This is a genomic window from Streptomyces sp. NRRL F-6492, assembly GCF_001280125.1.
In the GTDB taxonomy this organism is placed as follows: Bacteria; Actinomycetota; Actinomycetes; order Streptomycetales; family Streptomycetaceae; genus Streptomyces.
In genome coordinates this window covers 1-22,189 of record NZ_LGEG01000271.1, presented here as the reverse complement: position 1 = coordinate 22,189, position 22,189 = coordinate 1, and the positions used below count along the sequence as shown (strand labels likewise).

The 22,189-nt window shown below is 73.5% G+C and carries 18 protein-coding genes and 1 pseudogene; 14 read left to right on the top strand and 5 right to left on the bottom strand.

Features of this window, described 5'->3' with window-relative positions; translation table 11 throughout:
* The first annotated feature begins 79 nt into the window (after nt 1-79).
* Nucleotides 80-316, top strand: coding sequence for a hypothetical protein (locus tag ADL08_RS32390; protein ID WP_053649396.1), 237 nt, complete (start codon nt 80-82; stop codon nt 314-316).
* Here the strand turns inward: ADL08_RS32390 and ADL08_RS32385 are convergent.
* Entirely contained in the window at nt 306-1,193 is an 888-nt protein-coding gene (locus tag ADL08_RS32385) for an alpha/beta fold hydrolase (RefSeq protein ID WP_053649383.1), read from the bottom strand. The genes ADL08_RS32390 and ADL08_RS32385 overlap by 11 nt on opposite strands.
* A gap of 117 nt (nt 1,194-1,310) precedes the next feature.
* Between ADL08_RS32385 and ADL08_RS34910 the strand changes: the two genes are divergently transcribed.
* Nucleotides 1,311-1,847 carry a GNAT family N-acetyltransferase gene (locus tag ADL08_RS34910; RefSeq protein ID WP_063885395.1) on the top strand — a complete coding sequence of 179 codons (537 nt, stop codon included), beginning with the start codon at nt 1,311-1,313 and terminating at the stop codon, nt 1,845-1,847.
* 45 nt (nt 1,848-1,892) lie between these two features.
* Here the strand turns inward: ADL08_RS34910 and ADL08_RS37750 are convergent.
* A pseudogene (locus ADL08_RS37750) lies at nt 1,893-2,799 on the bottom strand (zinc-binding dehydrogenase); the annotation flags it as partial.
* Here ADL08_RS37750 and ADL08_RS32375 point away from each other — a divergent pair.
* From ADL08_RS32375 to ADL08_RS32365, 4 genes are all read left to right on the top strand, one after another.
* Complete coding sequence (locus ADL08_RS32375; protein ID WP_063890678.1) at nt 2,720-3,325, top strand: LysR substrate-binding domain-containing protein; 606 nt, start codon at nt 2,720-2,722, stop codon at nt 3,323-3,325. The pseudogene ADL08_RS37750 and the gene ADL08_RS32375 sit on opposite strands and share 80 nt — an antisense overlap.
* Before the next feature lie 214 nt (nt 3,326-3,539).
* A complete protein-coding gene (locus ADL08_RS38895) occupies nt 3,540-3,671 on the top strand; it encodes a hypothetical protein (protein WP_267889597.1) in 132 nt (43 codons plus the stop codon).
* Nucleotides 3,672-3,766: 95 nt separating this feature from the next.
* The gene (locus ADL08_RS32370; protein ID WP_053649379.1) at nt 3,767-4,807 is read left to right on the top strand and encodes a 3-isopropylmalate dehydrogenase; all 1,041 of its coding nucleotides are present in this window, start codon (nt 3,767-3,769) and stop codon (nt 4,805-4,807) included.
* A gap of 262 nt (nt 4,808-5,069) precedes the next feature.
* On the top strand, nt 5,070-6,158 hold the full coding sequence (locus ADL08_RS32365) for a branched-chain amino acid aminotransferase (RefSeq protein WP_053649377.1): 1,089 nt from the start codon (nt 5,070-5,072) through the stop codon (nt 6,156-6,158).
* Nucleotides 6,159-6,250: 92 nt separating this feature from the next.
* On the opposite strand, the gene ADL08_RS32360 is transcribed toward ADL08_RS32365, so the two are convergent.
* A complete protein-coding gene (locus ADL08_RS32360) occupies nt 6,251-6,985 on the bottom strand; it encodes a DUF4232 domain-containing protein (RefSeq protein WP_053649375.1) in 735 nt (244 codons plus the stop codon).
* A gap of 425 nt (nt 6,986-7,410) precedes the next feature.
* Here ADL08_RS32360 and ADL08_RS32355 point away from each other — a divergent pair, with 425 nt between their 5' ends.
* The 5 genes from ADL08_RS32355 to ADL08_RS32335 all read left to right on the top strand — a co-directional run bounded on the left by ADL08_RS32355 (nt 7,411) and on the right by ADL08_RS32335 (nt 13,770).
* The gene (locus tag ADL08_RS32355; protein WP_053649372.1) at nt 7,411-8,427 is read left to right on the top strand and encodes an agmatine deiminase family protein; all 1,017 of its coding nucleotides are present in this window, start codon (nt 7,411-7,413) and stop codon (nt 8,425-8,427) included.
* 125 nt (nt 8,428-8,552) lie between these two features.
* Nucleotides 8,553-9,098: a TetR/AcrR family transcriptional regulator gene (locus ADL08_RS32350; RefSeq protein ID WP_234352345.1), complete on the top strand. Its 546-nt coding sequence runs from the start codon at nt 8,553-8,555 to the stop codon at nt 9,096-9,098.
* A 75-nt stretch (nt 9,099-9,173) separates the two neighbouring features.
* Nucleotides 9,174-10,502 carry an MFS transporter gene (locus ADL08_RS32345; protein WP_053649369.1) on the top strand — a complete coding sequence of 443 codons (1,329 nt, stop codon included), beginning with the start codon at nt 9,174-9,176 and terminating at the stop codon, nt 10,500-10,502.
* A gap of 282 nt (nt 10,503-10,784) precedes the next feature.
* The gene (gene cimA / locus ADL08_RS32340) at nt 10,785-12,401 is read left to right on the top strand and encodes a citramalate synthase (protein WP_053649366.1); all 1,617 of its coding nucleotides are present in this window, start codon (nt 10,785-10,787) and stop codon (nt 12,399-12,401) included.
* 52 nt (nt 12,402-12,453) lie between these two features.
* Nucleotides 12,454-13,770, top strand: coding sequence for a hypothetical protein (locus ADL08_RS32335; protein WP_053649363.1), 1,317 nt, complete (start codon nt 12,454-12,456; stop codon nt 13,768-13,770).
* 8 nt (nt 13,771-13,778) lie between these two features.
* Here the strand turns inward: ADL08_RS32335 and dnaN are convergent, their stop codons facing one another.
* Nucleotides 13,779-14,882 (bottom strand): DNA polymerase III subunit beta, encoded by a 1,104-nt coding sequence (gene dnaN, locus ADL08_RS32330; protein ID WP_053649362.1) that lies wholly within the window; start codon nt 14,880-14,882, stop codon nt 13,779-13,781.
* 179 nt (nt 14,883-15,061) lie between these two features.
* On the opposite strand from dnaN, the gene ADL08_RS32325 reads away from it, so the two are divergent.
* The gene (locus ADL08_RS32325) at nt 15,062-16,219 is read left to right on the top strand and encodes a serine hydrolase domain-containing protein (protein WP_053649359.1); all 1,158 of its coding nucleotides are present in this window, start codon (nt 15,062-15,064) and stop codon (nt 16,217-16,219) included.
* A 147-nt stretch (nt 16,220-16,366) separates the two neighbouring features.
* Here ADL08_RS32325 and ADL08_RS32320 read toward each other — a convergent pair whose 3' ends face one another.
* The gene (locus ADL08_RS32320) at nt 16,367-16,978 is read right to left on the bottom strand and encodes a YceI family protein (RefSeq protein ID WP_053649357.1); all 612 of its coding nucleotides are present in this window, start codon (nt 16,976-16,978) and stop codon (nt 16,367-16,369) included.
* A gap of 320 nt (nt 16,979-17,298) precedes the next feature.
* Between ADL08_RS32320 and ADL08_RS32315 the strand changes: the two genes are divergently transcribed.
* Nucleotides 17,299-17,808 carry a hypothetical protein gene (locus ADL08_RS32315; protein ID WP_053649356.1) on the top strand — a complete coding sequence of 170 codons (510 nt, stop codon included), beginning with the start codon at nt 17,299-17,301 and terminating at the stop codon, nt 17,806-17,808.
* A gap of 132 nt (nt 17,809-17,940) precedes the next feature.
* A complete protein-coding gene (locus tag ADL08_RS32310; RefSeq protein ID WP_053649354.1) occupies nt 17,941-21,804 on the top strand; it encodes an endo-alpha-N-acetylgalactosaminidase family protein in 3,864 nt (1,287 codons plus the stop codon).
* The last annotated feature ends 385 nt before the right edge of the window (nt 21,805-22,189 follow it).

Here is a 22,189-nt window from a genome sequence, read left to right as displayed (position 1 = left end):
GGTCCCCCAACCGAGGTCGGGGGCGGTTCCCGTGCGGGAGGCTTACGCTGCTGGAAGGGGATCGGTGAGGAGGCACGACATGCCCGGTTCAACGACACTCGGCCCCGGGCACGGGGTCGACGCGATCGAGCACCTCGACGCGCTGCGGATGATGTCCCTGATGAAGGAGCTGCACCGGCTGCTGACCGGGCCGGGGCCCGACCGGCTCACGGACGCGCAGGTCGCGACCCTGCTCGCGGGTGAGGGCCGCCATCGGGAAGGCTTCACCGACTGGGTGGGGCGAATGGCCCGCGACCTGGAGAAGGCTACGGCCTGACGGGGACCCGCCGGGTCAGGAAGTCGTCGATCAGCGACGCGATCCGCGGCGCGTGGGTCTCCAGGGCGAAGTGGCCGGTGGGCAGGAGGTGGACCTCGGCGTCCGGGAGGTCGCGGCGGAAGGCCTCGGCGCCCGCCGGGACGAAGACCTGGTCGCCCTCGCCCCAGACGGCGAGGAGGGGGACCCGGGAGGCGCGGAAGTACTCCTGGAAGGCCGGGTAGAGGGCGATGTTGGAGCCGTAGTCGGCGATCAGGTCCAGCTGGACGCCGTCCTGGCCCTCGCGGGCCATCAGGGCGGCGTCGTGGTGCCAGGCGTCGGGGCTGAGGAGGTCGCGGTGCTCGGCGGGGACGCCCGTCTCGTACTGCCACCGGATGCCGGCGGGGGAGCGGAGGGCGCGGACCGGCTCCTCGGTCTCCGGGGTGCGGTTCTCGATCAGGGCGAGGACCGGGGCCCAGGCCTCGGCGCCGAGGCCCTCCTCGTAGGCGTTGCCGTTCTGGGTGACGATCGCGGTGATCCGCTCGGGGTGGGCGAGGGCGAGCCGCAGGCCGATGGGGGCGCCGTAGTCCTGGACGTAGAGCGCGAACCGGTCCAGGCCGACGGCTTCGGTGAACTCGGCGGTGAGCGCAGCCAGTTCGGCGAAGGTGTAGGGGAAGTCGTCGGCGGAGGGGGCGGCGCTGCGGCCGAAGCCCAGGTGGTCGGGGGCGATCAGGTGGTAGCGGTCGGCCAGGAGCGGGATCAGGTCGCGGAACATGTGCGAGCTGGTCGGGAAGCCGTGCAGCAGGAGCAGCGCGGGGGCGTCGGCGGGGCCGGCCTCCCGGTAGGCGATCTCGTGCCCGCGGACGGTGGCGGTGCGGTGGTGGGTCGGCAGCACGGACATCTTCTAACCCCTTATGTGTGAATGAACGGTTAGGTGTCGACGTGGTGATTCCAGCACGGCCGAAGTAACCTGTCAATTCATTTTCGACGGTTAGCCGGATGTGGGAGGGTGGGGCGCATGACCGTGAGGACCGCACCCACCCATGAACTCGGGGCCGACCTGCTCCGCTCCGTACGCGAGATGCTCGACACCGCCTTCGACGGCGACTTCGGCGACGAGGACTGGGACCACACCCTCGGCGGACTCCACGCCTGGATCGAGGACGAGCGGGGGATCGCCGCCCACGGCGCCGTCGTCATGCGCCGGCTGCTCCACGGGGGCCGCTCGCACCGCGTCGGGTACGTGGAAGGGGTCGGCGTCCGGGCCGACCTGCGCCGCCGGGGGCTCGGCGGCGAGGTCATGGCCGAGCTGGAGCGGGTGATCGACGGGGCGTACGCCTTCGGGGCGCTCGCCGCCTCGGACGCGGGCGCCGCGCTCTACCGGGGGCGCGGCTGGCAGGTCTGGGAGGGGCGCGTCGAGGCGTTCACGCCCGACGGGATCGTCCACCTCCCGGAGGAGGAGGGGGGCGTCTTCCTGCGCCCGGCGGGCGCGGGGCCCCTGCCGGACCCCGCCGCCCCGCTGGTCTTCGACTGGCGGGACGGCGACGTGACGTGACGGCGCGCAGGGCGCGAGGGCGACCCGGGCGGGTGCGCCGAGTCGGACCGTGACGAGCGCCTTCCCCAGGTTCTCGCCGCGCAGCATCCCCGGGAACGCGTCCACGACGTGCCCGAAGCCCTCCGCCACCGTCACGTCCAGCGGCAGCGAACCGTCGCGCAGACCGGGGACGGCGAGGTCGTACAGCTCCTCCAGGGCGTCCAGATGGTTCCGGACCGGGAACCCTTCGAGCCGGATGCTCTTCCCGACCAGGTCGAAGAGGTTGCGCGGGACCGGCGGGGGAGCCGAGAGCGAGTGGTACGGGGCCACGGCGCCCACCCGGGCGATCCGGCCGTACTCGCGCAGCGAGCCGATCGCGGCCTCCAGGTGCTCGCCGCCCACCCCTTCGAGCGCCGCGTCGAGCCCCTCGGGCGCGGCCCGCGCGAGCAGCTCCGCCACCGGCCCCTCGTGGTGGTCGAAGGCCGCGTCGAACCCGACCTCCTCCGTCAGGTACGCCACCTCGCGCGCCGAACCCGCGCTGCCCACCAGGCGCCCCGCGCCGAGCAGCCGGGCGAGCCGCCCCGCCGCCGTGCCCACCCCGCCGGCCGCCGCCGAGACGAACAGGTCCTCGCCCGGCTGGAGCCGCGCGATCCGGGTCGGCCCCACATGGGCCGACAGGCCCGTACCGCCGAGCAGGCCCAGGCGCGGCGAGCGGGACGCCGGGGCCGAGGTCCGGGACCCGGCGCGCCTCGTCCGGCGCGACCGGGGCGTGGGTGCGCCAGCCCTTGCGGTGCAGGACGAGGTCGCCCGGGCGCAGCGACGGGTCACGCGAGTCGAGCACCCTGCCCAGGGCGCGGCCCTCCATCGGGGAGCCCAGGGTCCACAGCTCGTTCGTGTCCACCGCCTCGCGGTGGTACGGGTCGACCGACAGCTGGAGGTTCTCGACGAGCGCGGCGCCCGGCCCCGGGACCGGCGCCACCCCGACCCCGGCCGGGGAGCGGGCCCTCGCGTACGCCCGGAGGGTGCTGCGGCTCCTGGAGGTGATGGCCGCCGAGGTGCGCGGCGCGGAGGCGGGCGGCCCGGCCGTCCCCGCCGGCCCGCTGCGGAGCGCGGCCTTCCGCAGCGCCGCCCTGCACCTGCTGCCCCGCGCCCCGGGGCGGCTCGCGGCGCGGCACCCGGCGCCGCGCACGCTCCCGCTGATCGACTGGACGGAGAACTGCACCTCGTACACCCGGGAGTGGTGGGCCGAGCAGGAGTGGCTGCCGCCCGCGACCGTGGAGGCCGAGGACGACGGAGCGGTGCTCTCGATGGTGGGCACCGGCTTCGGGACGGCCGTGATGCCGGAGCTCTCCCCGGTCGGAGCACCGCCCTCGGTGCGGATCACCGATCTCGGACCGGAGCGTCCGACCCGTTCGGTGGGCTGCGTCACCACCCCCGAGCCGGCTTCTTCCCCCGCCGTGCGGGCCCTGATCCGGGAGCTGCGGGCCGTCGCGGGGTGACCCTCGGTGCCCCGCCGTCTCAGATAGTAGGAAGTCCGAGTAATTGTGGAGACAGACGCGCCGGACTGCCCTAGCTTTGTAGGAGCCGAACGTCTCGCTTCATCAGCGAATGGCGGCCGAGAGCGCGACGCCCCGTGCAGGCAACCCCTGCGGCGGCGCTCCCCGCCCCTTCCGGCACCTTCGATCACCACTGATCTCAAGGAGTCGATCCCCCATGGCCGCTCAGACCGCCCGCCGCGTCCGCCACTCCTCCGCCCGTCCCGCCGACGAGGCCCGTCAGAACGCCGCCGCGGCCCTCCAGCGCGCCCTCGACCGCCGTGACAACGGCGGCTCCACCGGCCACTGATCCACCCCGCCCCCTCCCGGGGGTCGCCCCTCGGACGTTCGTCCACATGGTGGACGTTGCGTGTCAGACGATGGGACGACCAGTAGGGTGCCGACATGTCTCACAGCATCGATCTCGCAGTCATCCCCGGCGACGGCATCGGCCAGGAGGTCGTGGCCCAGGGCCTCAAGGTCCTCTCGGCCGTCCTTCCCCGGGACGTGAAGCTGGAGACCGAGGAGTACGACTTCGGCGCCAAGCGCTACCGCGCCACCGGTGAGACCCTCACCGACGCCGACCTGGACTCCCTCAAGAAGCACGACGCCATCCTGCTGGGCGCCATCGGCGACCCGTCGGTGCCCTCCGGCGTCCTGGAGCGCGGCTTCCTCCTGAAGCTCCGCTTCGCCTTCGACCACCACGTCAACCTGCGTCCCTCGAAGCTGCTCCCCGGTGTGGCGACCCCGCTCGCCGGCCAGCCCGAGATCGACTTCGTCGTGGTCCGCGAGGGCACCGAGGGCCCGTACACGGGCAACGGCGGCACCATCCGCAAGGGCACCCCGCACGAGGTCGCCACCGAGGTCTCGGTCAACACCGCCTTCGGCGTCGAGCGCGTGGTCCGGGACGCCTTCGCCCGCGCCCAGGCCCGCCCGCGCAAGAAGCTCACGCTGGTCCACAAGAACAACGTGCTGACCTTCGCCGGCCACCTCTGGACGGACACCTTCCACCGGGTGGCCGCCGAGTTCCCCGAGGTCACCACCGACTACCTGCACGTCGACGCCGCGACGATCTTCCTCGTCACCGACCCGGCCCGCTTCGACGTGATCGTCACCGACAACCTCTTCGGCGACATCATCACCGACCTCGCCGCGGCCGTCTCCGGCGGCATCGGCGTCGCCGCCTCGGGCAACATCAACCCGAGCGGCGACTTCCCGTCGATGTTCGAGCCGGTCCACGGCTCCGCGCCGGACATCGCGGGCCAGGGCAAGGCCGACCCCACGGCCACCGTCCTCTCCGTCGCCCTCCTCCTGCGCCACCTCGGGTACGAGGCCGAGGCCGCCCGCGTCGAGGAGGCCGTCGCCGCCGACCTCACCGAGCGCGGCGACGGCGTCCGCACGACGGACGAGATCGGCGACGCGCTCGCCGCGCGAGTAGCGAGCTGACCCGCGCCGACTGACACGCCACATCAGCCGCCGGGTCGCACAGCGCCCGGCGGCTGTCCCCTGCGCGGCCACCGGGAGCGCACCCCCATTCCACCCCGGACCGCGCGTACCCGTTTCCCGCACCGGCCCCCGCGAGCGATAATCGAACGTGGGGCCGCGGCATGCGGGCATGCCCGGACGTCCACCCCGTCGGGGACGAAAGTCTCCGACGGCGGCGTACGCGCGCGGTCCTCCCCACACGACCGGTGAAGGACACGCACTCATGACGACGCCCACGATCGAGCTCAAGCCCTCCTCCAGCCCGCTGTCCGACGCGGAGCGCGAGGCGATCCTGGCCAACCCGGGATTCGGCCGCCACTTCACCGACCACATGGTCACCATCCGGTGGACCGACGGCCGCGGCTGGCACGACGCCCAGCTCGTCCCGTACGGCCCGCTCGCGCTCGACCCGGCCACCAACGTCCTGCACTACGCGCAGGAGATCTTCGAGGGCCTGAAGGCCTACCGCCGCCCCGACGGCTCGGTCGCCAGCTTCCGTCCCGACGCCAACGCCCGCCGCTTCCAGGCCTCCGCCCGCCGCCTGGCCATGCCCGAGCTGCCCGTCGAGACCTTCGTCGAGGCCTGTGACGTCCTCGTCCGGCACGACAAGGCGTGGGTCCCGGAGCACGGCGGCGAGGCCTCGCTCTACCTGCGTCCGTTCATGATCGCGACCGAGGTCGGCCTGGGCGTCCGCCCCGCCAACGAGTACCTCTTCGTCGTCATCGCCTCCCCGGCCGGCCCGTACTTCCCCGGCGGCGTGAAGCCCGTCTCCATCTGGCTCTCCGAGGACCGCGTCCGCGCCGTCCCCGGCGGCGTCGGCGACGCCAAGACCGGCGGCAACTACGCGGCCTCCCTGCTCGCGCAGGCCGAGGCGGCGGCCAAGGGCTGCGACCAGGTCGCCTACCTCGACGCCGTCGAGCACAAGTGGGTCGAGGAGCTCGGCGGCATGAACCTGTACTTCGTGTACGGAGACAAGCTCGTCACCCCCACCCTCACCGGCTCGCTCCTCGCCGGCATCACCCGCGACTCGCTGCTCAAGCTGGCCGCCGGCCTGGGCCTGGAGGCCGAGGAGGGCCGCGTCTCCATCGACCAGTGGCAGGCCGACAGCGAGAACGGCACCCTGACCGAGGTCTTCGCCTGCGGCACCGCCGCCGTCATCACCCCGGTCGGCACGGTCAAGTCCGCGCGGGGCGAGTGGGCCCAGTCGGGCGGCGAGCCCGGCGCGGTCACGATGAAGCTCCGCGAGGCGCTCCTCGCCGTCCAGACCGGCAAGGCCGAGGACACCCACGGCTGGATGCACGAGCTGGGCTAGGGGCTTTCCGGACGCTCCCTAGGACGCCGAGGGCCGGCGCCGCTCCCCGAGCGGTCGCCGGCCCCGGCCCGCAGAGACCTCCGCGCCGCCCCTCAGAGCCGGGTGATCGGGCGCATCGCGAGCCCCTCGGTGCCGGCCCAGCCGTTCACCCGCGCCGCGTCGTCGACGGAGACCGTGCCGAGGCCGCCGGGCAGGTCGAAGACGAGCGTGCCGCTCAGCTCGGTGCCCTCGCCGGCGACCAGGGTCGCGGTGAAGCGGTCGGACCGGTCGTACTCCGCCTCGCCCCCCTCGTCGTTCCCGAAGACGTACAGGCCCGCGTAGGCCTTTCCGCCGCCCTCGACGACGACGGGCTCGGTGTCCGGCTCCCCGAGCGGCTCGACGACCGGGGCGGCGTCGCCGGCCTTCAGCCGCACCTGCGGCGCGTCGTTGAGGACGCACGGCGTCTTCGCCCTGTTGGTGACGGTCAGCAGGAAGTGGCGGGGCGTCTCCCCGGCCGCGTCCTGGAGTTCGACCGCGGTGCCGAGCCCGTCCGCCTCGCAGTCCGGGTACTCCGTGCCGTTGCCGCCGCCGGTCTCGCCGCCGCCCCCGGTCCCGGTGGCCGTCGGGCCGCTGCCGCCGGTCCCCGGGTCGCCCGTGGGCGCGGTGGTCTCCGGCGCACTCGCGCCGGCCGACGCGGAGCCCGAGGGGGCGGCGGTCGGCGCGGCGGCGGCCGGGTCGTCCCCCTGGCAGCCGGTGGTCGTCAGCAGGGCCGCGACGACGGCCGCGCCCAGGACGGCGCCCCGCAGGCCCCGACGCGGTGAGCCACCCCTGGTCTTCTTCGAGTTCATGCCGTTCCCTCTTCCCCCGTGGGCCGGCCCGGAGCCGGTCCGTGCGCAAGCGACATCGTCATTGTCGCCACGAGGAGAGGCCGGCCCACCCGCGTCCGGCGTCTGTTACAGCCTTCGTACGAACCGGCGCTCATGCCGTGACCGGGCGCGGCCCGCGACCGGCGCCCCACGGGGTCCTGTCCCCTCGGGGACGAGATTTAGAGCGGTGCTCAATGTGATCTGCGCCCGTATCGCGCGCCGATCCTTGGAAGCGTCGGCATCAGCATTTAGAGTGACGCTCAAACAGGAGGCGTTCGAGACGTGCGACCGACCCCCACGGGACGCGGCCGGACCGGCCCCGTCCCGCTCGACGGCTCCCCGATCCGCTCCGGGGCGGTCGGATCCGTCTCCCCCGACCGCCTCCACCTCCCCTAGGAACCGTGATCATGACGTACCGCATGCCCGCCGAGTGGACGCCGCACGAGCGCACCTGGATGGCCTGGCCCAGCCCCAACCCCACCTTCACCGACGACGAGGAGCTGGCCGCCGCCCGTACCGCCTGGGCCTCGGTGGCCCGCGCCGTCCGCCGCTTCGAGCCGGTCACGATGGTCGTCGCCCCCGGTGACGGGGAAGGCGCCCGCGCGCTCCTCGGCCCGGACGTCGACCTGGTCGAGCGCGACCTCGACGACGCCTGGATGCGGGACATCGGCCCGACCTTCGTCACGGACGGCACCGGCCTGGCCGCCGTGGACTGGGTGTTCAACGGCTGGGGCGCCCAGGACTGGGCCCGCTGGGAGCACGACTCCACGATCGCCCGCCACGTGGCGGACGCCGCGTCCGTCCCGGTCCTGAGCAGCCCCCTGGTCAACGAGGGGGGCGCGATCCACGTCGACGGCGAGGGCACGGTCCTCCTCACCGACACCGTCCAGCTCGGCTCCGGCCGCAACCCTGGGTGGACCCGCGAGCAGGTCGAGACCGAGATCCACGCGAAGCTGGGCACCACCAAGGCGATCTGGCTCCCGCACGGCCTCACCGCCGACTACGGCATGTACGGCACCCAGGGCCACGTCGACATCGTCGCCGCCTTCGCCCGCCCCGGCACGGTCCTCGTCCACGGCCAGCAGGACCCCGCCCACCCCGACCACGAGCGCTCCCGGACGCACGCGAGCGTCCTGCGCGCCGCCACCGACGCCCAGGGGCGGCCCCTGGAGGTCATCGAGATCCCGGCCCCCACCGTCCTCAAGGACGAGGAGGGCGACTGGGTCGACTACTCCTACATCAACCACTACCTCTGCAACGGCGCCGTCGTCCTCTGCGCCTTCGACGACCCCCACGACGAACTCGCCGCCGAGATCTTCCGCCGCCTCTTCCCGGACCGCGAGGTCGTCCTGGTCGACGCCCGCGCGATCTTCGCGGCCGGCGGCGGCATCCACTGCATCACCCAGCAGCAGCCGCGGGTCTGACGGCCGGACCTGCCGGGCCCGTCATCGGGTAGAACGTACGAGTGAGTCAGAGCAGCAGCCCCCCGCCCCGATCCCGCCGCCGCAACCAGGCCGCCCCGCCCCGCGAGGAGGTGCTCGCCGCCGCCATGGGAACCATCGCCGAGCGCGGGCTCGACGGGCTCACCATGGCCGGGCTCGGGCGGCAGGTCGGGATGAGCAGCGGGCACCTGCTGTACTACTTCCGCACCAAGGACGAGCTGCTGCTCCAGACCCTGGAGTGGAGCGAGGGGCGGCTCGGGGCCCGGCGCGGCGCCCTGCTCTCCCGGCCCGGGTCCGCCCGCGAACGGCTCGACGGATACGTGGACGTGTACGTGCCCGAGGGGCCGCGCGACCCGCACTGGACGCTCTGGCTGGAGGTCTGGAACCGCTCGCGGAACGCCGACGGCGACGCCCGCGCCCGGCAGGCCGCCGTCGAGGGCGCCTGGCACCGGGACCTGGTCGCGATCCTGGCCGAGGGGGTCTCGCGCGGGGAGTTCCGGCCGGTCGACCCGGACCGGTTCGCCACCCGGACGCGCGCCCTGCTCGACGGCTTCAGCGTGCACGTCGCCGTCGGGATCCCCGGCACGGGCAGGGGTCAAGTCCTCGACCACGTGCGGGAGTTCGTCGAGCAGGAGCTGCTCGCGCGACCGTAACGCACGCAAGTACACAGGATCGTTGCCCCCTGCGCCCTTGTTGGCGGGGCCGGTGCTCCGGCACGGTTCCTGCCCATGGGACGAGAGCACTGGAAGAAGATCTGGGTCGGCTCCGCCGGCAACATGGTCGAGTGGTTCGACTGGTTCGTGTACGCGAGCTTCGCCACCTACTTCGCGGGGGCGTTCTTCCCCGAGGGCGACGACACCGCCAAACTCATGAACACCGCCGGCGTCTTCGCCGTCGGCTTCTTCATGCGCCCGGTCGGCGGCTGGCTCCTCGGCCGCGTCGCCGACCGCAAGGGCCGCAAAACGGCCCTCACCCTCACCGTGACCCTGATGTCCGCCTCCGCGGTACTGATCGCCGTCGCCCCCACCTACGCCGTCGCCGGGTACGGCGGCGCCGCCGTCCTCCTCGTCGCCCGCCTCCTCCAGGGCCTCTCCGTCGGCGGCGAGTACGCGGCCAGCGCCACCTACCTCACCGAGGCCTCCGCCCCCGAGCACCGCGGCTTCGCCTCCAGCTTCCAGTACGTGTCGATGACCGCCGGCCAGGTCCTCGGCCTCGGCCTGCTCCTGGTCCTCCAGCAGACCCTGTCCGACGCGGCCCTGCACTCCTGGGGCTGGCGCGTCCCCTTCGTCGTCGGCGCCCTCGGCGCGGCCGTCGTCTTCTACCTGCGCCGCACCATGCTGGAGACCGAGGTCTACGAGGAGTCCGCGGGCGACGGCGTCGAGCAGGGCCGGCAGGGCACCCTCAAGGCCCTGTGGGCGCACCGCCGCGAGGCCTTCCTCGTCGTCGCGCTCACCATGGGCGGCACCGTGGCGTACTACACGTACACCACCTACCTCACCAAGTACCTGTCCAACTCCGCCGGGCTCCCCAAGCAGACCGCCACCCTGGTCTCCTTCTGCGCCCTGATCGTCTTCGCCTGCCTCCAGCCGCTCGCCGGCCGGCTCTCCGACCGGATCGGGCGCCGCCCCCTCCTCATCACCTTCGCGGTCGGCTCCACCCTCCTCACCGTGCCGATCATGGCGATGCTCAAGCACGCGGGCTCCTTCTGGCCGGCCCTCGGCCTCTCCCTCCTCGCGCTCCTCGTCGTCACCGGCTACACCTCCATCAATGCCTGCGTGAAGGCCGAACTCTTCCCGACCGGCGTCCGCGCCCTCGGCGTCGCCCTCCCGTACGCCGTCGCCAACGCCCTCTTCGGCGGCACCGCCGAGTACGTGGCCCTCTGGTTCAAGGACGCCGGCATCGAGTCGGGCTTCTCCTGGTACGTCGCCGGCTGCGCGGCCGTCTCCCTGGTCGTCTACCTCACGATGCGCGAGACCCGCGACATCGACCTCGGCCGGGCCGGCGCGGACGGCGCCGCCGCGCCCGGACGGAAACGGGACAGCATGCCCGTATCGTGAGATCCCCGCGCCACGGCGCGGTCACCTGTGCCAGAATTCCGGCGTGCCTGCTACCACGATGATTATCGGCAGCGGCGCGCCGGTCCGCAGTGACCGCTGACGCGTGGATCGACCCCCACGCGGGCGGACACCGTGCCCCAGACCCGCGCGCAGACCTCTCGCACCCGCGAGGGGTTTTTTCGTTTTCCGGCCCCACCCACGCCGGAGACGGACGCGGCGCGAGAATGGGGGCAAGTGGAGCCAGACCTTCCGGAGCCACATCCGACAGGAGCCATGACAGTCATGACCACGGAGAACGCCGAGGCCGCATCCCTCGACGACAGTTTCCACGTCTTCGACACGACGCTGCGCGACGGAGCACAGCGCGAGGGCATCAACCTCACCGTCGCGGACAAGCTGACCATCGCCCGGCACCTCGACGAGTTCGGCGTGGGCTTCATCGAGGGCGGCTGGCCCGGCGCCAACCCCCGCGACACGGAGTTCTTCGCCCGCGCCCGCCAGGAGATCGCGTTCAAGAACGCCCAGCTCGTCGCCTTCGGCGCCACCCGCAGGGCCGGCGGCTCCGCCGCGGAGGACCCCCAGGTCAAGGCACTCCTCGACTCCGGCGCCCCGGTCGTCACCCTGGTCGCCAAGTCGCACGACCGGCACGTCGAACTGGCCCTGCGCACCACCCTGGAAGAGAACCTGGAGATGGTCCGCGACACCGTCTCCCACCTGCGCGAGCAGGGCCGCCGCGTCTTCGTCGACTGCGAGCACTTCTTCGACGGCTACAAGGCCAACCCCGACTACGCCAAGGCCGTCGTCCGCGCCGCCCACGAGGCCGGCGCCGACGTCGTCGTCCTCTGCGACACCAACGGCGGCATGCTCCCCGCCCAGGTCCAGGCCGTCGTCGCCACCGTCATCGCCGACACCGGCGCCCGGCTCGGCATCCACGCCCAGGACGACACCGGCTGCGCCGTCGCCAACACCCTCGCCGCCGTCGACGCGGGCGCCACCCACGTCCAGTGCACCGCCAACGGCTACGGCGAGCGGGTCGGCAACGCCAACCTCTTCCCCGTCGTCGCGGCCCTGGAGCTCAAGTACGACAAGCGGGTGCTGCCCGAGGGCGCCCTCGCCGAGATGACCCGGACCTCGCACGCCATCGCCGAGGTCGTCAACCTCACCCCCTCCACCCACCAGCCGTACGTGGGCGTCTCCGCCTTCGCCCACAAGGCCGGACTGCACGCCTCCGCGATCAAGGTCGACCCCGACCTCTACCAGCACATCGACCCGGAGCGGGTCGGCAACACCATGCGGATGCTCGTCTCCGACATGGCCGGCCGCGCCTCCATCGAGCTCAAGGGCAAGGAGCTGGGCGTCGACCTGGGCGGCGACCGGGCGCTCGTCTCCCGGGTCGTCGAGCGGGTCAAGGAGCGCGAGCTCCGGGGCTACACGTACGAGGCCGCCGACGCCTCCTTCGAGCTGCTCCTGCGCGAGGAGGCCGAGGGCCGGGCCCGCCGCTACTTCCGCACGGAGTCCTGGCGGGCGATCGTCGAGGACCGCCCCGACGGCACCCACGCCAACGAGGCCACCGTGAAGCTCTGGGCCAAGGGCGAGCGGATCGTCGCCACCGCCGAGGGCAACGGCCCGGTCAACGCCCTCGACCGGGCGATCCGGGTCGGCCTGGAGCGGATCTACCCGCAGCTCGCCAAGTTCGAGCTGACCGACTACAAGGTCCGCATCCTGGAGGGCCGCCACGGCACCGAGTCCACCACCCGGGTCCTGGTCACCACCAGCGACGGGCACGGCGAGTGGTCCACGGTCGGCGTCGGCGAGAACGTCATCGCCGCCTCCTGGCAGGCCCTGGAGGACGCCTTCACCTACGGCCTGCTGCGGGCGGGGATCGACCCCGCCGAATAGTCGACTTTGGTCTTTTATGTTCTGTTCGACGCCGTTCGGGTAGCGTCGACGTATGAGGACCAGGCCGCTCGCCCGCCCAGCGGCCCTCGGCGGGCTGATACTGCTGCTGCTCCTGGTCCTGGTGCCCACCGCGGGTGCCAGGGCCACGGGCGTGTCCGACGCGGCCGCCGCCCTGAGACAGGGCCCGGTCTACGTCGACCCCGGCGCCGCCGACCAGCTCTCCGAGGCCGACGCGGACGCCCTCGCACGGAAGATCGAGGACGCGGACAAGCCGCTCTTCGTGGCGGTGCTGCCCGCGAACGCGCAGTTCCCGCCGCAGGGGCTCCTCGACAACCTGCGGGCCCAGACCGGCGCCACCGGCCTGTACGCCGTGCGGCTCGGCGACCGGTTCGACGCCGGGGTCGACCCCTCCGTGATGTCCCCGGCCGCCGTCCGCAACCTCGCCGCCTCCGTCCGTGCGCCCGGCGCCGACGCGGCCGCCGAGCTGAACGCCTTCGTGGACCAGGCCCTCCCCGTCATGCGCGGCTCCGCCCCGAACTCCTGGGGCTCCGCCGGATCCGACTCCGGGGTCCCGGTCGCCGGACTCGCCGTCCTCGGCGGCGTCGTCGTCGCGGGCGGCGCGGGCGCCTACGCGGTCGTCCGCCGCAAGCGGCTCCGCCGGGAGGCCGAGGAGCGGGCCGCCCTGGAGAAGCTCCGGGTCGTCGTCGACGAGGACATCACCGCCTTCGGCGAGGAGCTCGACCGCCTCGACTTCCACCCCGCCGAGGCCGGCGCCGACGACACCATGCGCGGCGACTACGAACGCGCCCTCGACTCCTACGACCGGGCCAAGTCCCTCATGGGCTCCGCCGCCCGCCCGCACGACGTGCGCGGGGTGACCGAGGCCCTGGAGGACGGCCGCTTCTCCCTCGCCGTCCTGGCCGCCCGCCGCGAGCACCGCCCGCTGCCCGAGCGGCGCGCCCCCTGCTTCTTCGACCCGCGCCACGGCCCCTCCAGCGAGGACCGCGTCTGGACCCCGGCCGGCGGGACCGCCCGCGAGGTCCCGGTCTGCGCCGCCGACGCGGCCCGCCTGGACGACGGCCTCGACCCCCTCGCCCGTACGGTCGACACCGACGCCGGCCGCCGCCCCTACTGGGAGGCGGGACCCGCCTACGGCCCCTGGGCCGGCGGCTACTTCGGCGGCGGCCTGCTCCCCGGCCTCCTCATGGGCACCGTCCTCGGCTCCGTGCTCTCCACCCCGGCCTACGCCTCCGAGTACGGCGGCGGCGACTTCCAGGGCGGCGACTTCTCCTCCGGCGACTTCGGCTCCGGTGACTCCGGCGGCTTCGACGGCGGGGGCGGCGGCTTCGACGGCGGGGGCGGCTTCTAGACCGGGTCTCAGACCAGCGGCTTCACCGACATCAGCAGATGGCGGTGGCCCGGGTCCGGGCCGTCGGTGAGCAGGGCCCGCTGGCCGGGGCCCAGGAGGTGGAAGCGGACCTCCGGGCTGTCCAGGGCGGTCAGGGCGTCCAGGAGGTAGCCGGGGTTGAAGGCGACCGCCAGCGAGTCCGCCCCGGTGAGCGAGGCCGGAAGCCGCTGGGACGCCACGTCGTCCTCGTATCCCGCCCGCAGGTGCAGGCCCTCGGCGGAGAAGGCCAGCCGGACCGGGCTGTCGCCCTCCGCGACGACCGCGACCCGCTTCACGGCCTCGGCCAGCGGGACCCGGCCGGTGACCGCGAGGGCGTGCGCGCCGAGGTCGAAGAGCTTGTCGTGGCGGGGGAGCCGGCCGTCGAGCAGCCGGGTGGTGGTGCGCATCCCGCCGCTCTCGAAGCCCAGCGAGCCGGAGTCGAGCGCGAGCCGGGCCGGGCCCGTGCCGGCGAGGGAGCGGGCGATCTCGGTGAGGCGCCGGGCCGGGACGACCACGTCGGCGTCCGCCGCGTCCGCCCCGTCCCCGGGCTTCCACTCCAGGGTGCGGACGGCGTAGCGGTAGCGGTCGGTGGCGGCGAGCGTCATGACCGACCCGTCCAGGTGGAGCCGGATCCCGGTGAGGACGGGCAGCGAGTCGTCCCGGCCGGCCGCCACCGCGACCTGGCCGACCGCCGCCGCGAAGGCGTCCCCGTCGACCAGGCCGAGCACCTCGGGGAGCGGCGGCGGTGCGGGACGGTCGTCGAGGGGCAGCAGGGAGAGGCCGAACCGGGCGTCGCCCGAGGCCACCGAGAGGCGGGCGCCCTCCACGGCGAGCCCGGCGCGGCCCCGGGGGAGCACCTTGCAGATGTCGAGCAGCCGCCGGCCCAGGACCAGCGCCCGGCCCGCCACGACCGTCTCGGCCTCGACCTCGACGCGCGCGGACGCCTCGTGGTCGAGCCCCGAGACGCGCAGCCCGTCCCCCGTCGCCTCCAGGAGCAGACCCCCGAGGACGGGCATCGGGGAGCGGGTCGGCAGGACGCGCGAGGCCCAGGCCACGGCGTCGGTCAACACGGCGCTGTCGATACGGAATTCCATGCCGCCGACCGTAACGGCGGCCACTGACAACGGCTCCGGCCCGCGGCTCCGGCCCGCGGGTCCGGTCCCGGCCCGTTCCTGCCCGACTCCGTTGTCAGTGGCGGCCGTTACCGTCGTCCGGGACGACCGGCACCACTCACGACCACGGCCGCGACGGCGGTGAGCAGGGAAGAGGCGCGATGAGCGACGTCCACGTCCACGGAACGGTGGAACCCGGTTTCGAGTCCGTACGGGAGGTGTTCGCGGAGGTCGCGGCGCGCGAGGCGCGGGACGGCGGCGCGCAGCTCGCCGTCCACCACCGCGGCCGTCTCGTCGTCGACCTCTGGGGCGGTGACGGCGTCGACGGGGACTCCCTGCTCGCCCTCTACTCCTGCTCCAAGGGCGCCATGGCCCTGGTCACCGCCCTCCTCGTCCAGGACGGCGCCCTGGACCTCGACCGCACGGTCGCCTCCTGGTGGCCCGAGTTCGCCGCCGAGGGCAAGGGGGAGACCACCCTGCGCCAGCTGCTCTCGCACCGCTCCGGGGTGATCGGCGCGGACGGCGGCCTCTCCCTGGAGGAGCTGGCCGACGACCGCAGGACCGCCGCCCGGCTCGCCGGCCAGCGCCCCTTCTGGGAGCCGGGCACCGGCCACGGCTACCACGGCCTCGTCGTCGGCGCCCTGGTCGGCGAGGTGGTCGTGCGGGCCACCGGCCGGACGATCCAGGAGCTGTTCGAGGAGCGGGTCCGCGCCCCGTACGCCCTGGACTACCACCTGGGCCTGCCCGAGGAGCTGGAGCCCCGCTTCCGCCCGGCCCTGCCGGCGGTCCCCACCGCCCGGGAGCAGGCCTTCCTCGACGCGAACCCGATGGCGCCCGACAGCCTGGCGGCCGTCGCCTTCAACCTCCGCGCCGATCCGCCGCTGGACATGGTCGCGTACGGCAACTCCCGTGCCGTGCGGGCCCAGTCGCCGGTCTCCGGCGGTGGCGTCGGCTCCGCCCGGGGCCTGTCCCGGATGTACGCGGCGATCGCGGGCGGGCTGGACGGCCGGCCCCCGCTCCTCGCCCCCGGCACCCTCGCCGAGTTCGCCCGGATCCACTCGGAGGGCACCGACCTCGTCACGGGCTCGCAGAACGCCTTCGGGCTCGGCTTCGTCCCGTCGGCCGTCCGTTACCCGTCGCTGGGTCCGGGCGCCGTCGGCCACAGCGGCGCCCCCGGCTCCCAGGCCTTCGCCGACCCCGCCACCGGCCTCGCCTACGCCTACGCCCGCCGCCGCTTCGCCCTCGTGGGGGGTCCCGGCGCGCCGGAGAACGACCGGCTGGTCCCGGCGGTGGTGGAGGCGGCGGCCAAGGCGGTCTGACCGGAGGGGCGGCGAACGGCCTGACCGGAGGCGGCGGCGAAGGCGGCCCGGCGCCCGCCGGACCCGCCCCGGAAACGCCGAGCGCCCGCCGTCCGCCGGAGTGCGGCGGACGGGCGGGCGCGCTCGTGCGGCCTCGCGGCCGGGGGGTCAGGCGGCGTTCTTGATCGCGGAGATGTCGAAGTTCAGCCTGACCTTGTCGCTGACCATGACGCCGCCGGTCTCCAGGGCCGCGTTCCAGGTCAGGCCCCACTCGGAGCGCAGGATCTCGGCGGAGCCCTCGAAGCCGACGCGCTCGTTGCCGTAGACGTCGGTCGCGGTGCCGTTGAACTCCAGGTCGATGGAGAGCGGCCGGGTGACGTCCTTGATGGTCAGGTCGCCGGTGATCCGGTACGTGTCGCCGCCGAGCTGTTCGGCGCGGGTGGAGCGGAAGGACATCAGCGGGAACCGCTCGGCGTCGAAGAAGTCGCCGCTGCGCAGGTGGCCGTCGCGGTCGGCGATGCCGGTGTCGACGGAGGCGATCTTCACGTCGATGGAGGCGGTGGAGGCGCCCGGGTCCGTCCCGTCCAGCCTCAGCGCGCCCTCGTGCTCGGCGAAGGTGCCGCGGACGTTGGTGACCATGGCGTGGCGGACGGTGAAGCCGATGCTGCTGTGGGCGGGGTCGATGGTGTAGTCGCCGGTCAGGGCGGCCAGGGCCGGGTCCACCGGGAGGGTGGCGACGGCGGTGGCGGACTCGGTGTTCTTGCGGCCGAAGAGACCCATGACTGCTCCTTGCTCGGGGTTGGTTGAACCTTCAACGAGAATGACCGTACCTTCATTCCGTTCAACATTCAACATCTGCGGAAGATGTTCACCCGGAAGCCCCCGGAAAGGGCCGACGCCCTCTTCCGGACGCGCGTAGAACTGCGGCACCATACGCGCGTAGAACCGCGGCACCACCTCCCCGCGCCCCCGGCACACCGGCGTCGGGAACGCCGTGCGCGCCACCCGGCACACCGGCGTCACCGACGCCGTGCGCGCCGTCCGCACCACCTGCACCGCCGTCCCCACCCCCTCACGGTCACCAGCAGGAGGAACCCCCGATGAAGCTCCGCTCCGTCCTGACCGCCCTCACCCTCGTCCTCGGCGCGCTCTTCGCGCCCGGCGTCGGCGTCCTCGCCTCCGCCGGCGAGGCCCACGCGGTCACCAAGATCAGCCACTCCGCCGCGACCTCGCGGTTCCAGTCGTCCGGGATCACCTGGTCCTCGTCCGGCGGCTGCTCCAACCGCAACGTCCCGACCTGCACGTCCTTCGACCAGCTCAACCTCGCCACCGCCCAGGGCGCCCAGACCCTCAAGAGCGCCAGCGGCTGCGGCCTCAACATCACGGGCGGCACCGAGACCGGGCACGCGGGCGGCACGTACTCCCACTGGAACGGCTACAAGCTCGACTTCGGCAAGGCCACCTGCCTCACCAACTACGTCAAGAACACCTTCACCTACATCGGCGTGCGCGGTGACGGCGCCCCGCAGTGGAAGTCCGGCGCGGGCAACGTCTACGCCGACGAGGGCAACCACTGGGACGTGACCTTCTACAACTGCGGCGGCTGCTGACCCCGGGGAACAAAAGCCGACGGACCCCCTTCGGAGCCCACTTGGACTAACCGAAGGGGGTTCTTGGACTGGAGGCGCCCGCGCGGCGCGATCTCGTTGACGGTGCCGCCGGGCCGGGGCCAACTAGTGCGCATGCCCCTCCCTCACTCGCCACGAGGCCGCAGGTTCCGCGCGGCCTGCGCGCTCGCCGCCGCCTCCTCCGCCGTGGTCGCCCTGGCCGGGCCCGCCGACGCCCGGAGCCCGCTCGCCGGGACCGCCGCGGGCGTCACCGCGGACGCCGCCATCGCCTCCCGGCAGCTCTCCGTCGCCGTCGCCCAGGACTTCCCCCGCGTCCTCTCGTACACCGACCGCGCGAGCGGCGCCCGCCTCCTCGGCAGTACGGCCCCGGTCACCGAGGTGGTCCTCAACGGCACCGCCCGCACCGTCCGGACCAAGGCCGCCCCCGTCCTGAAGCCGGCCTCCGCCGCGTACACCCTCGTCTTCCCCGACCTGCCCGGCGTCGAGATCGACGCGCGCCTCGACGTCCAGGACCGGACCACCACCTTCCGGATCACCGCCGTCCGCGACACCGAGTCCTTCCGGGTCGGGACGATCGACATACCCGGCCACGACCTGGTCTCCGTCGGCTCCTCGGACGCCGGCGGCGCCGCGACCGCCTTCACCCGCCTCGACCCGGACTCCACCCGCACCGCCGACGTCTTCGCGCGGGTCACCGACGCCACCCCGGCCGAGGCGAACCCCGTCGGCGCCGCCTACGCGATCGTCCACACCGGCCGCCTCGCCGCCGCCGTCGAGTCCAACTCCAGCTACGACAAGCCCTCCGGCGCCTCCGCCCGCGACGGCTCCCGCTTCTGGCACCAGGCCCGCAGGAACGGCACCGAGACCCGCGTCGGCGTCTGGTCCGGCCAGTGGACCCACCGCGGCGAAGGCGCCCCGCAGCCCGAGAGCGGCGACGCCCTGCCCTGGGCCAAGGTCGTCGTCACCCCCGACGCCAACGCCGACGGCGCCGTCGACTGGCAGGACGGCGCCGTCGCCTTCCGCACGATCGGGATCAAGGCCCCCGGCAGCGAGCAGACCCCCGGCCGGGTCGTCGCCCACATCCCGTTCAACTTCGCCTCCCAGGCCACCCACCCCTTCCTGCGCACCCTCGACGACGTCAAGCGGATCTCGCTCGCCACCGACGGCCTCGGCCAGTTCGCCCTGCTCAAGGGGTACGGCTCCGAGGGCCACGACTCCGCCCACCCCGACTACGGCGGCAACTACAACAAGCGGGCCGGCGGCCTCGCCGACCTCAACACCCTCCTCAAGGAGGGCAGGAAGTGGAACGCCGGCTTCGGCGTCCACGTGAACGCCACCGAGTCGTACCCCGAGGCGAAGAACTTCAGCGAGACCCTCGTCGACAGGACCAGGCCCGGCTGGAACTGGCTCAACCAGAGCTACTACATCGACCAGCGCCGGGACATCAACAGTGGCGACCTCGCCCGCCGCTTCCAGCAGCTCCGCGACGAGACCGACCCCAACCTCTCCGCGCTCTACATCGACGTCTACTACACGCACGGCTGGATCGCCGACAAGACGATGCGGACCGTCCAGGCGCAGGGCTGGAACGTCGCCACCGAATGGGCGGACAAGTTCGAGCGCTCCTCCCTCTGGTCCCACTGGGCCAACGACCTCGACTACGGCGGCGCCACCAACAAGGGCCTCAACTCGCGGATCATCCGCTTCATCCGCAACGGCGAGAAGGACGTCTGGAACGACCACCCGGTCCTCGGCCAGACCGCCCTCGTCGACTTCGAGGGCTGGACCGGCGAGACCGACTGGAACGCCTTCACCGCCAACGTCTGGCAGCGCAACCTCCCCGCCAAGTACCTCCAGCGGCAGCGGATCACCCGCTGGAACGGCGACGACATCACCTTCACCGGCGGCGTCCGCGGCACCGTCGAGAACGGCCGCCGCACCTTCTACGAGAACGGCCGCAAGGTCCTCGACGGCGAGGCCTACCTGCTCCCCTGGGACGGCGGCGAGAAGCTCTACCACTACAACAGGGCCGGCGGGACGACCAGTTGGGAGGTCCCGTCCGGCACCCGCTCGTACACCGTGTACGAGCTCACCGACAACGGGCGCGTGAAGACCGCCACCGTACGGCCCACCGGCGGAAAGGTCACGCTGGAGGCCGCCGCCGGACAGGCCTACGTCCTCTACCCCGACGCCGCCCCCGCCCAGGCCGACCCGCGGTGGGGCCACGGCACCCCGGTGAAGGACCCCGGCTTCAACGACGCGAAGCTCACCGCCTGGACGAAGACCGGCACCGTCGCCCGCGACACCGACGACCGGGGCCGCACCAGCGCGAAGCTCACCGGCACCGCCACCGCATCGATCGGCCGGCGGATCACCGGCCTCACCCCCGGCGAGCGGTACACCGCCTCCGCCCTGATCGAGGTCGAACCCGGGAAGACCCGCCCCACCACCCTCTCCGTCGGCGGCGCGTCCGTCACCGTCGAGCGCTCCCCGCTCCAGAACCGGATCGCCGCCTCCGACTGGAACGACACCCGCCTCCAGCGCGCCAAGGTCACCTTCACCGCGCCGCGCGGCGCCACCACCCTGAAGATCGAGGCCGCGGCCGGCAGCGCCGCCGCCGTCCGGATCGACGACGTCCGGATCGTCGCCAACGACCCCGCCACCAAGGCCGGGACCACGGCGTACGAGGACTTCGAGGCCGTCGACCAGGGCTGGGGCCCCTTCCTCAAGGGCGACTCCGGCGGCACGAACGACCCGCGCACCCACATCGCCCAGCTCCACGCCCCCTACACGCAGGCCGGCTGGAACGGGAAGCTCGTCGACGACGTCATCGGCGGCGCCGAGTCCCTCAAGTCGCACGACGAGAACACCGGCCTCGTCTACCGGACCGCGCCCTGGACCGTCCCGATGAAGGACGGCCACCAGTACCGCGTCGCTTACGACTACCAGTCCAGCCACGCGGGCGCGTACGAATGGGTCACCGGCTACGACCGCACCGGCGGCACCGGAGCCGCCGTCGAGACCCGCCGCACCCCGATCGGACAGCAGCGCACCACCGGGCACTTCACCGAGACCGTCACGGCGGGCTGCGGCGACACCTGGACCGGCCTGCGCAAGCGCGCCGACGCCCCCGACGGCGCCGACTTCGTCCTCGACGGCTTCACCGTGACCGACCTCGGCCCGGCCCCCGAGCGCGCCGCCTGCGGCACCCTCGCCGTCGCCGCGCCCGAGACCCTGGAGCCCGGCCGCCCGAACCGGGTCACCGTCACCTTCGGCAACGACGAGGCCGCCGAGGCCACCGGCGCGCGGGCCGTCCTCGCCCTGCCGGACGGCTGGACCGCCGAACCGGCCGCGCCCGTCGTCCTCGGCACGGTCGCGGCGGGCGCGAAGGCCACCGCCACCTGGCAGGTGACCCCGCCGGTGGACGCCGCCTACCGGTCGTACCCGCTGAACGCCTCCCTCACGTACACCGTCGCCGGGGGCGAGCGGAGGCTGACCGCCGCCGCCACCGTCCGCACCCTGCCGCCGCCGCCCACCGCCGACACCTGGGCGAGCGACCACGACTGGACCTCGGCCGCCAACGGCTGGGGACCGGTCGAGCGCGACCTCTCCAACGGCGGGACCGGCGCCGGCGACGGCTCCCCGCTGAGGATCGGGGGAGTGGCGTACGCCAAGGGCCTGGGCACCCACGCCCCCGCCACCCTCCGCTACTACCTCGGCGGCCGCTGCACCTCCTTCACCGCCGAGGTCGGCGCGGACGACAGCCAGGTCGGCCGGGGCAGCGTCCGCTTCGGCGTCCTCGCGGACGGCACGGAGAAGGCGAAGTCCCCGGTCCTCAAGGCCGTGGACCCCGCCTGGTCGCTCACCGCCGACGTCACCGGCGCGTCCTACGTCGACCTGGTGGTCGACGACGGCGGCGACGGCAACGGCAACGATCACGCGGACTGGGGGGACGCCCGCTTCCACTGCGGCGGCTGAACCTCCACAGCGCCTTCCTGAAGGGGAACGCGTTGTAGGGAAGTGAAGAACGCGGGCGGCACCCCGGTACGGTGGGTGCCGCCCGCGGACGCGATGCCCTCACCGAGGTCTATGTCGGAACCCTACAGACACAGGGGGTGTCCGGCTGTTGACTCGGGACGTACGGGACACAGTTCTGTCCGTCCCCGCCAGGAATCGACACGCGAGACTGTACGGAGTCGACGGCAAGGTTTTCTTGTCCGACTTCGTAGGGTCAGTACATGACCGTTGTGGACCAGATCCCGAGCGAGCCCGCCGATGCCCGTGGCCGTGTGGCCGAGCTGCACGTCCTGCGTGAGCGGGCGCTGGCGGGTCCGAGTGAGCGGGCGACGCAGGCGCAGCACGC